The following is a 9896-nucleotide window of genomic DNA, read 5'->3' as shown; positions in this document are numbered from 1 at the left end:
TTTTTAAAGGAATAACGATATGGCTCGCATTCCCGACTCAGAATTACAGCACCTGAAATCCGCTGTCTCTTTAGTTGCCATCATTGAGCAGCAAGGACGGCAGTTGTTTAAGCGCGGCAAGGATATGACAGTGCTGTGCCCGTTCCATGAGGAGAAAACGCCCTCGATGGTGATCACACCATCGAAGAATCTCTATCACTGCTTTGGCTGCGATGCGGGCGGATCGGTGCTGGACTGGGTAATGAAAACCGAAAATCTGAGCCTGCGCCATGCCGCCGAACGCTTAAAGGCGATGCTGGGGCACAATCCGGCGGTTGAGCCGCTGGTACATCATAGCCGCAGGTGACCCAGCGCTGCGATTGTTCACCGTCAATCAGGTCAATCGCTTTTTCCTGGTAGTCCAGTACCAGCCGGATGCCGTCATTACGCACGACGGCCGTTAATCGGGCCTGTTTATCGTAATGGAAATGAATGGTGTTCTGACGGCGGTCTGTTATGGCAGACAAACGACGGATATTGCCCGTCATGGCGTTGAAATGGTGGGGCAATTGGGTCTGGCTGTCGGTCAGGCTCAGCGCACCGTCCCGTTCGCCGGTCAGCAGACAGTGGGGCAGGTGCTTGTTTCGGGCCGAGACGGTGTTGTCCGGCGTGGGATAGTCGTAGACTACGCCGGTGGCATCCGTGTAACGCACCTTGCTGTCACCCAGCGCCAGTTGACGCGACCAGTCATCGGCCCATTTGGGCCCGAACAGGCCACGAGGATGGGCAGTGGAACGGTAGGTGAGGGGCAGAAGGCCAGGGATAGCGATAACCGGCCAGACCTGCAAAAAGTCACCGGTGGCCATATCGACCGGGTCACCGCTCCCCACGGTTTTTTCCGGGTTATTGCCTTGCTTGTCGCTGGACGTATTTTTGGCTTGCTCCGGGGCGTGGTTTTCCGGTTTGTCGATAGTTTTAGCTTCTGTTTTCGGCTCCCCCTTAATACGAGCCCCACCTCCATCTCCAGTTTTTCCTGCGGCCTGAGTTTCCGTTTTCGCTACGCTTTTAGTTTCTTGTTTGGCTGCCCCTTTAGCGGCCGTTTTGCCAAGGTTAAAAAAGGAGCCAATGCTTTTAAGTATATTGGGTATTTCGCCTGCTAAAGATACCGTCATACTGGTATCTACTGCCCTTGCCCCGCCTGCCTGCATCGGGTTATCAAAACTCTTTCGTTTGGAATCCAGATTAAACTCTTGCGTGTTTTGGGCTATGGCAGAACTTGTGTTACGTAAACCTTCGGCCGCGCGTTTTTGTCCCAGAGCCTCCAGTTCAGCAGCTCGAGCCTGACGCAATGGTTATCTCTAGTTGCATGGCAAAGCTGAACCAGAAAGACAGCGATAACCATGATTTGTTATTCGACTATTATGTGTTCGGGAAAACATTTATGCAGTTGGCACGTGATCGTCACTGTTCTGATACTCATATTGGGAAGAGACTACAAAAAGCCGAAGGAGTCATTGAAGGTATGTTAATGATGCTGGATGTTCCATTAGAGATGGACAAATGTGTCCAATTGGAATCAACAAATATTAGCTCACAACAAGTATGCAGCAATTTCTGAAAACAGCTTTACGATCGTAAAAATAGTGCTATTGTGATAAGAGTGATAGCAATGTCACACAGCTTATTGAATTTTCAGACCTCGCACTCGCGGGGTTTTTTATTTCTACCAGCAGTCAACTCAGAGCTGACAACTCAACTCCTGCAAAAAATGCAGTAGTTCAAAATCCCGCAAGTCCGGGATGTTTAGATGAATATTTCTGATTCCCCGATACCGGAAATCCGGTAACGGAACAAATTCAAGGCTGCGCTCCGGCGTGGCCTTTTTGTATAAGAGAAAATATTGATTACCCGGAGCTGGTCCGGGTCTGTAGAATAGTTGTCACGACGTATGTTTATTAGCGGCAACCATTTTTGGCAATGTGAATGAGTAAAGCAAAAATGTTTCGACGAAATTTAGAAGTTCCCTTGCTTCGGACTCAGTGAATTCTTCATCTGAATGCATAGAAGCATTTCCGTCTAGTCTGATAATTTTCGCCCACTGAGCCATTTCAGTTGTTATTTTTCCACTCTCTTGAAGTTTAAATACACGCTTAGAGAGATTATCAACATCTATACCCTCAGCAACACCTAAAAATTTTGTTGAAATATCTAAAGTTTTTCTGGCGAGCATGACAGATGTGGAGAATCTTCCTCGCGTGAAATTATCTTCCGCTTCAGAATAGACATTTGAAATATTTGATGGGACATGAGCTGGAGCAAGAGGGATATTTGGCTTTGGATATATGTTTTCCACACATCCATAGTCGTTATGGTCAGGGGAAAATGTTATATCTAAATTGTAATCATATGAGCGTCTTAAGTAACCCCCTCCCCGGACAGTATTTTCATCCGGGTCAACTTCGGTAACAGTGACTCCGTTACAGCTTCGACACAAAAACACCATTGCCAGTAACCGCTTTTGACTAAGGGGAAATTCTGACACGCACTCAAGTGTGGTTTTTTCTCTGAGGCAGTGTGGGCATACTACATCTTGTAAGGAAACCATTGCCATGAATAACTTAACTCCGATAGTTAATGAAATAAATATGGTGCTTCAGCATTCAAAACGCCCAGAAGTGACGTTGTTTCAGTATTATCAAACAGCCCCAGAATCAATGAAGAGTACCATCGTATTATCAATGATAGGGAAGCTCATAGAACAGCAAAAGCGTCTAAACAAAACATAAATCTATCATCGATTACTGTATCTAATTAGTGATCATTGTTAAGTTTTTCTGTATCTGCCGCTGCAATCACTCCCAGCACCTCAGTATCGCTATTGCGGCTGACACTCTACTCACGACAACTCACAGGGGTAACCATCGTTCACCCCACGGACGCCCATTGTTCAAATGGGATGGAATATGCGTCAAAGAATAATTGTCTGTCCTGTCATTCAAAATGATGGAGAATTTCTACTTTGTAAAATGGCTTCTGATCGTGGTGTATTTCCGGGACAATGGGCTTTGTCCGGAGGAGGAATGGAGCCTGGTGAAACGATGGAAGAAGCACTAAGACGAGAAATCAGGGAAGAACTGGGTGAAGCCCTAGAGATAACAGAGGTGAAACCCTGGGCTTTTCGTGATGATGTCCGGGTTAAAACGTATCCTGATGGTACTACTGAAGAGGTTTATATGATTTACCTCATCTTTGATTGTATCAGTGCCAATCGAGATATTACATTCAATGAGGAATTTCAGGAAATTGTCTGGGTGTCACCTGCAACTATGAAAGACATGGATTTGAATGAAGCAACACGGATTACTTTCACCCAGAAAGGGATAATCTGACAAATTCTATCTGATGTAGTTCAATAATTTTGATCACCTTTATAGAGGGCCATCGCCAGTGATAATCGTTTTTGAGGAGTATTCGTTACGAGCATTAGTCCTGGTTTTTGACTAATGTTTTTCATAACCGAGGTGATGGCTCATTTCCGTATTCAGCGCAGCTTCGGCGCTGAGTTTTTCAGTAACCGATCAAATTGGTTGATATCATCAGGTGTTTTGAGGTTTTTAGCCAGTGCATTGGCAAGAACCTATAATTGCATATCGTTCATAAATCAACCTTATTTTGATAAAAAATTAAACATATCAAGATAAGCAAATACACAGTTTAATTTACAGGCTCCCACTCGACGACATATCGATTAGTCAGCTCCTAGTTCATGACAGCCATAATTAAATCTCCCTCATCATAGGAGATTGATCATGAGCACGTCACCGTGGAACAAAAACCGTATCATAGGCCAAAAAAGACCGCTTCAGATATCCCATATCTGGGGATACGAATCAGACTCGAGCTGGAAGGGAAAACACGCGATCTGGCTCTTTTCAACGTGGCACTGGATAGTAAACTTCGTGGCTGCTATCTGGTTAAACTCAAAGTGTCAGATGTTGCTTGTAGCAGTTCTGTTTTAAGTAGGACAACTGTTTTGCAACAGAAGACCGGTATCCCTGTTCAGTTTGAATTAACTAAAGGTACCAGAGAAGCAGTTGCGGCTTGGATAAAAATAGCCAACCTGCGAAGTACCGACTACCTCTTTCAATCCCGGGTTGGTTCTTCCCAACATATCTCAACCAGGCAATACAACCGTATTTTTCATGGTTGGATTGAAAAGCTTGGTCTCGATGATTTGCTGTACAGCACGCATTCCATGAGAAGGACTAAGCCATACCTGATATACAAAAAAACCAAGAATCTTCGGGTGATTCAGCTCCTACTGGGTCATAGAAAATTGGAAAGTACAGTTCGTTACCTGGGCATTGAAGTCGATGACTCTTTGGAGATCTCTGAGTCAATTGAGATTTGAGTTTGTCAGGGCTGCTAAAGCAGCCCTGTGTCAAAAACGGACAGCCAGGCATGGCTGAATCATTTCTGTACCGAACTATGGTGAATAAACAAGTAACGATTACCTAGCCAGACGTTAACGCATTGTATTTTTGATAGTTTCTTCTAACGTCGTTTTATTCATGCGTACGCAGTATGCGGGACGTCCTCTTTCAAACTTCCAGCTTTCAGATAGCGAACCCACATCAAACGGCTCAAAACCGAACTCCTCATATAACTGAGTCACAATTTTCTTTCCTTGTTCATCATTACCGGCAAAAGGTAAAGCTCGTCGATTATTTTCACCCCTAGGCGAACCATCCTGCTCTAATTGCGTCATCGGAATCGCATTAAATGCCTTTGTTATGTGTGAAGTTGGAATAACTCGAGAAATGAGTTCGCTCGTGGTTAGTGTGTTCGATTCGAGCTCTTCAATGATGCCATCTCGTTCAGGGTAATAATTCATTGCATCAATGACTTGCTTATACTTTAATGCCTTGACAGGCAAGCCATTAATCGCTGACATAGGTATAGCCAACACAACGACATCACCGAAACTTACAGCCTCTTCCGAAGAACCAATCTCACAACCTATCATTGGTTTTAAACTGAACAGCGTATTGGGGGACCGCGAATTACTCAGCATAACTTCATGCCCTGCCCTTAGTGCAAGTTTAGCGATTGCTCTACCCACAAAACCAGCGCCAACGATACCTATTTTCATGTTCCTCTCCTTTCACTTTTGGGTGTGAAAGGAGCATAATAAACAACAAATAATAGATAAATTGTCATTTTACATGATATTAATCAACAAATGGGAGTGAATAATGGATCGACTCACCAGTATGGCCATATTTGTAAAAGCTGCCGAGTTAGGCTCTTTCGCAGCAACCTCAGAGGCTTTAAATATGTCAGCTCAGATGGTGTCAAAACACATTGCATGGTTAGAGTCGAGATTGGGAGTAACATTGCTCAACAGAACGACCCGTCGCCAGCACTTAACCGATATAGGTCAACGTTATTATACCCAATGTCAGTTGATCCTTGCGGAAGTTGAGACGGCAGATTCCCTTGTCCATGATTTAAAATCTACACCATCAGGTATCTTAAAAGTCAATGCCCCGGTAATGTTCGGCTCAACATCATTAACACCTTTTATCACGGACTATCTTGCGCGTTATACTGACACAGAAATCGAGTTGACATTAAGTGATCGCATAGTTGATCCGAGACAAGAAGGATATGAAGTGACGATTCGAATCGGGGAGCTGGAGGACAGCTCCTTGATTGCTCATCGATTACGGCCCTACCAATTGATAACCTGCGCATCTCCTGACTATCTAAATCGAGTCGGGACACCTGATTCACCGTCTGAATTATCCATGCATTCTTGCCTGATTTACGGTATTTGGACAGCCTTAATGCCTTGCCGCTGGATATTTATCAAAGAGGGTAAAGAAGAAGAGGTGAAACCACAGGGGAGATTTCGTTCTAACGATTGGAAAGCACTATTACACGCAGCCATTGAAGGCTACGGAATTACTCTTGGTCCAAGAGATATACTACAAAGTGAAATCAATAATGGTCGCTTAATTCAAATCTTAACTGATTATCAGACCCCAGCTCGTCCCATGCACGTTCTGACACCCTCTACTCAACGCCCCGTTGCGAAGATTCGTTGCTTTATAGATGCACTTAAAGAGAAATTCGGTCAATATTGACATCTTGTTTAGGCAATATTATTCCTGAAAAGGATGGCGTTAAATTGATAAAGTGACCAGCTCCACTTTCATTAACATATCGCAGTTAGTAATGTATTCATTAATACGGGATAATCAAGTATATAGATAAATGAGTATGCGGACAGTACGGATGTTTTTTGAATATGCCTTTCACAATGATTCAAACACGATAGTTCACGTAGATTCAGTACCAAACGGAAAACACTGTAACTGTGTTTGTAGGCACTGTGGTGATACCCTCATTGCAAAAAACAATGGAAAGATCGTCACACACCTCTTCTCTCATACTACAAAGGAAGAAAGAAGCCGTGACTGTCAGATGACGCAGTTACATATAGCGATACAACTACATTTTTCTTCGCTATCTGAAATTACTCTTCCAACAAATGAGATAACCATCGACGAGACAGATATTGTCGTTCCCAGCCTAACAACTGAAGTTAAAGAGTCAGCACTCGAATACAGGATCGGGCCCTACTTGGCAGACGTATATCTTGCGACAGAGACTGGCGGTGTAGCTATTGAAGTCTGCGTTACTCACAAATGTGATGAGGATAAAGAACAGTATTATATTGACCAACAGATTGACTCAATTGAGTACTACTTTCCTCTTGCTGAAGGTAATAGCATCTCTGAATGGATTTCTCTGGTAAGAGATAATCTCGTCAAGTACAAATGGATTTATCACTCAGAACTTGAAATTAAGAAAATCGAGCATTTTAAACAGATTGAAGAAGAGAAAAGGAATAAAAAGGCAGAAAAAAGAAACAGGGCTTTATCATCGCTTCGGAAGGCCATATCTAAATAGCTGCTCCTAATAGTAGATCACGGAAAAAATCAAAAAGAAAGGAACTCAGTCCAAATTTAGCGATCTGATCAATTGCTAACTATCACAAATGACTAACATGACTGAGCTATGTCTATCATAGCACCAATCCCCCGCCCTGAACGCCGCAGAATGCAAAAAGAAATTCAGCGAACTTCCGATAAAGGTTATGCCCGCCGACTCATGGCGATGCTATTGTTGCACTCGGGAAAAACCCTTGTTGAAACCAGCGAGATTACCGGTGCTGCCCGTTCCTCTATCGGACGATGGCTTAATTGGTTCATTGAGGGCGGAATGTAACTGTGATAATACCGTGTTCTATGAAGATGAGGTGGATATCGATCTCAATCCGAAAATCGGTGCCGACTGGACGTTGAAAGGCCAACAGAAAAAGGTCATTACACCGGGAAACAACGGTAAACATTATCTGGCGGGCGTTCTCCATGCAAAGACAGGTAACGTGTTGTATGTCTCGGGTTTTCAAAAAAACTCCGCATTGTTCATCACGATGCTGGAAAAACTAAAACGCCATTATCGGAGAGCAAAAACCATCACAATTATTCTGGACAACTACATTATTCATAAAAGTCGGCAAGCGCTGTTGTGGTTAAAGAAAAACCCTAAATTCAATCTGTTATTCCAGCCTGTCTACTCGCCTTGGGTTAATGTGGTTGAGAAACTTTGGCATGCCTTACATGAAACGATAACCCGAAACCACAAATGCCGATATATGTGGCAACTTCTCAGGCAAGTTAAGCATTTTATGAATACGGTATCCCCCTACCCTGGGAATGGGCATGGGCATGGAATGGCAAGAATGTAGCATAATTAACGCGATGCTCGACTTTAACATCCTATAACGTTGGCTTGTTGAAGCCAGTCGCGTTGACTTTTACCTTGTTTAAAATTGGCAAAAATACCCAATGTGTGAGAAAGCAGTTTTCTGGCAATTCGGTTACTCAAATGCCACAAATCCCGTGCCCAGCACTTCTCGATAGCAAATTGCCCGGCAAGTTGACCAATGACGGTTTCAATTAAACGACGTTTGGCGTTAATGACCCTTCTCGTTTTTCTGGGGATGGGATCATCCCTATTGGCACGCACTGGGGTAATCATTTCAATACCCTCTGCCTTCATTTCCTGTTTAAATTCAACGCCTAAATACCCTTTATCACCCAGCAAATAGCCTTTTATCGAACCGATCACATCCCAGGTTGCTTCACGCTCACTGACATTGGCGGGCGTCAGCGTAAACCCGGTTACCACGCCGATTTCGTCTATCATGAGATGTCCTTTGAAGCCGTAGTAAGTTTCGTTTTTGGCGGCACAGTACCCACAATCGGCTTGTCCTTTGAAGTTGGCACTGCCTTTTGCTCTTTTGAATCCACAGACGGGCAGCGGAAATCCGTCGATAATATGTACCGGCCTGTCGGGCGCGCCCAATAACCTCGCCAGCTTTTCTTGCCGTTGTTGTTTAACAACCCAAAGATTCGAAATCTGTTTAGCGAAATTGGCGCGTGAACCCAGTCCCGGAAACCACTCGCGCCAGTGGTCACGAAAGTACGTCCAAATGCCTTTATCCGTTGAAAATTCTAAAAATTCGCCCACCACTTCCATCGTGATGGCTTCCGCATCGCTCAGCTTAGGTGGATATCCCCGGCTTCTGAACCGTGTGCCTTGCTGTAACACCGTTAGATTTTCATCTACCCAACAAAATACCCAAATGATAAAATCTTGCTGTGACATAGCCTTTTGTTCCTTTATTTCTCTATTTTTGACGACTTAAAGTTATAAAGGAGCGGCTATGTCATTTCAACTCACCATAAAAGTCGAGCATCGCGTTAACTAGTTTTAAAGATCAAGAAAAGAAATCTTTCTATTTAGTATTGAACGACCAACATATAAAGAAAATTGCTCCCATTGAGCTCCAACATGACTGCGATACATTTGTGTATCATTAAAATATTCAAGAAGAGGTGCACCTTTTAATGTTGCTGATGATCCTGCATTCCGAAAAAGTATATCAACACTTTCACACGCCAAACGACCAGCTTGCTGCAATAAACCCCATAAACGTAGATTTTCATCTACAGTCATAGGTGATCTATCGTATTCCCAACGCTGACAAAATGAAGCATATTTATCAAATACATTGAATAAGATAGCTTCTGCCGAATCCGAAAGTAGCATTGCTAATCCAAGTGTACGGGAAAATACTATTTCGTTAATATCACCTGGTTTCTCGTATTTTCTAAATTCTTCAAGAGCAGCTTTACTTGCACCAACAATAGGAACAAGTATATTTGCATGGTAAGGTGCCATTAAGTACCCTAAATACATAGAACTTTTATGTATTCTTGTTCCTTCTGTACCATTCTCAACTCTTTGGTCGGCATAAAATCCTCTAAAAGGAGCAGACATTTTTTCCGGCACAAATACCGATGTAAGGCGTACACTATTTGAACCACTAGCCCACATACCCAATGTCTTATGTTCCCCCCAATCATTCAGTATTTCAAAATCACATCTAGGAATAATGAAATTCATGGAACACTTATCGCCATTACCCAAATCACAAATAGAATTGAGAATGACATGCGTTGCATAAGTAATACCACTGCAATAAGGAAAGATACCGTCAAGAATATATCCTTGCTTAACTCTCTTACATGTACCCGCTGGAAATGCCTTATGAGCCGCAATAAATTGTTTTCCGGTATCAAATAACTCATCTTGTACATATTCAGGCCAATGAGAAGCAACCAAGAAAGAATGGGAAGCACCCAAAGTTAAATTCCAACCCAAAGAAGGATGTCCTTCTGATATTACAAGCATTATTTTATAATATTCAGAAAGCGAATCTATGGTCTTCCCCGTTTTTGCAACACTCATTTTGATGTATGGTTGGCTTGCTTAAATCT

The 9896-nt window shown here is 43.2% G+C and carries 8 protein-coding genes and 6 pseudogenes; 8 read left to right on the top strand and 6 right to left on the bottom strand.

The features are described 5' to 3' along the window. Positions 1 to 19: 19 nt before the first annotated feature. A pseudogene (locus tag AAY47_RS20955) lies at positions 20 to 328 on the top strand (CHC2 zinc finger domain-containing protein); the annotation flags it as partial. Positions 329 to 665: 337 nt separating this feature from the next. Here AAY47_RS20955 and AAY47_RS23085 read toward each other — a convergent pair. Next, positions 666 to 1151: pseudogene (locus tag AAY47_RS23085) on the bottom strand (DUF6531 domain-containing protein); the annotation flags it as partial. 155 nt (positions 1152 to 1306) lie between these two features. Between AAY47_RS23085 and AAY47_RS17100 the strand changes: the two are divergent. Next, positions 1307 to 1597: pseudogene (locus AAY47_RS17100) on the top strand (antiterminator Q family protein); the annotation flags it as partial. A gap of 321 nt (positions 1598 to 1918) precedes the next feature. Here the strand turns inward: AAY47_RS17100 and AAY47_RS17095 are convergent. Beyond that, on the bottom strand, positions 1919 to 2590 hold the full coding sequence (locus tag AAY47_RS17095) for a DUF4145 domain-containing protein (protein ID WP_047771397.1): 672 nt from the start codon (positions 2588 to 2590) through the stop codon (positions 1919 to 1921). Here AAY47_RS17095 and AAY47_RS22100 point away from each other — a divergent pair. Both AAY47_RS22100 and nudI read left to right on the top strand, forming a co-directional pair. Beyond that, positions 2589 to 2765: a hypothetical protein gene (locus AAY47_RS22100; protein ID WP_160300214.1), complete on the top strand. Its 177-nt coding sequence runs from the start codon at positions 2589 to 2591 to the stop codon at positions 2763 to 2765. The two genes, AAY47_RS17095 and AAY47_RS22100, sit on opposite strands and share 2 nt — an antisense overlap. A 177-nt stretch (positions 2766 to 2942) precedes the next feature. After that, positions 2943 to 3368, top strand: a complete 426-nt coding sequence (gene nudI, locus AAY47_RS17090) for a nucleoside triphosphatase NudI (protein ID WP_047771395.1) — start codon at positions 2943 to 2945, stop codon at positions 3366 to 3368. Between the two features lie 42 nt (positions 3369 to 3410). Here nudI and AAY47_RS22925 read toward each other — a convergent pair. Next, positions 3411 to 3601: pseudogene (locus tag AAY47_RS22925) on the bottom strand (transposase); the annotation flags it as partial. 187 nt (positions 3602 to 3788) lie between these two features. Between AAY47_RS22925 and AAY47_RS17085 the strand changes: the two are divergent. Continuing rightward, positions 3789 to 4390, top strand: a pseudogene (locus AAY47_RS17085) (tyrosine-type recombinase/integrase). A 114-nt stretch (positions 4391 to 4504) separates the two neighbouring features. Here the strand turns inward: AAY47_RS17085 and AAY47_RS17080 are convergent. Continuing rightward, complete coding sequence (locus tag AAY47_RS17080; RefSeq protein ID WP_047771393.1) at positions 4505 to 5131, bottom strand: NADPH-dependent F420 reductase; 627 nt, start codon at positions 5129 to 5131, stop codon at positions 4505 to 4507. A gap of 103 nt (positions 5132 to 5234) precedes the next feature. Between AAY47_RS17080 and AAY47_RS17075 the strand changes: the two genes are divergently transcribed. From AAY47_RS17075 to AAY47_RS17065, 3 genes and pseudogenes are all read left to right on the top strand, one after another. Then, positions 5235 to 6128 (top strand): LysR family transcriptional regulator, encoded by an 894-nt coding sequence (locus AAY47_RS17075; protein WP_047771391.1) that lies wholly within the window; start codon positions 5235 to 5237, stop codon positions 6126 to 6128. A 151-nt stretch (positions 6129 to 6279) separates the two neighbouring features. Further along, positions 6280 to 6957, top strand: coding sequence for a hypothetical protein (locus AAY47_RS17070; RefSeq protein WP_047771401.1), 678 nt, complete (start codon positions 6280 to 6282; stop codon positions 6955 to 6957). 108 nt (positions 6958 to 7065) lie between these two features. Next, a pseudogene (locus AAY47_RS17065) lies at positions 7066 to 7798 on the top strand (IS630 family transposase). Between the two features lie 23 nt (positions 7799 to 7821). Here AAY47_RS17065 and AAY47_RS17060 read toward each other — a convergent pair. After that, positions 7822 to 8721 carry an IS982 family transposase gene (locus AAY47_RS17060; RefSeq protein WP_047771389.1) on the bottom strand — a complete coding sequence of 300 codons (900 nt, stop codon included), beginning with the start codon at positions 8719 to 8721 and terminating at the stop codon, positions 7822 to 7824. A gap of 105 nt (positions 8722 to 8826) precedes the next feature. Beyond that, positions 8827 to 9867 (bottom strand): hypothetical protein, encoded by a 1041-nt coding sequence (locus AAY47_RS17055; RefSeq protein WP_235428400.1) that lies wholly within the window; start codon positions 9865 to 9867, stop codon positions 8827 to 8829. Between the last annotated feature and the right edge of the window lie 29 nt (positions 9868 to 9896).

Origin of the sequence: Xenorhabdus griffiniae, from assembly GCF_001028135.1 — a bacterium.
In the GTDB taxonomy this organism is placed as follows: domain Bacteria; phylum Pseudomonadota; class Gammaproteobacteria; order Enterobacterales; family Enterobacteriaceae; genus Xenorhabdus; species Xenorhabdus bakwenae.
Note: the sequence above shows the minus strand (reverse complement) of the source record. Positions and strands in the feature narration are given on the sequence as shown.

Excerpts from the sequence above, each read along its gene's own strand:
- AAY47_RS17095 (WP_047771397.1), bottom strand. The coding sequence starts at position 2,590 with ATGGCAATGGTTTCCTTACAAGATGTAGTATGCCCACACTGCCTCAGA.
- nudI (WP_047771395.1), top strand. The coding sequence starts at position 2,943 with ATGCGTCAAAGAATAATTGTCTGTCCTGTCATTCAAAATGATGGAGAA.
- AAY47_RS17070 (WP_047771401.1), top strand. The coding sequence starts at position 6,280 with ATGTTTTTTGAATATGCCTTTCACAATGATTCAAACACGATAGTTCAC.
- AAY47_RS17080 (WP_047771393.1), bottom strand. The coding sequence starts at position 5,131 with ATGAAAATAGGTATCGTTGGCGCTGGTTTTGTGGGTAGAGCAATCGCT.
- AAY47_RS17055 (WP_235428400.1), bottom strand. The coding sequence starts at position 9,867 with ATGAGTGTTGCAAAAACGGGGAAGACCATAGATTCGCTTTCTGAATAT.
- AAY47_RS22100 (WP_160300214.1), top strand. The coding sequence starts at position 2,589 with ATGAATAACTTAACTCCGATAGTTAATGAAATAAATATGGTGCTTCAG.
- AAY47_RS17060 (WP_047771389.1), bottom strand. The coding sequence starts at position 8,721 with ATGTCACAGCAAGATTTTATCATTTGGGTATTTTGTTGGGTAGATGAA.
- AAY47_RS17075 (WP_047771391.1), top strand. The coding sequence starts at position 5,235 with ATGGATCGACTCACCAGTATGGCCATATTTGTAAAAGCTGCCGAGTTA.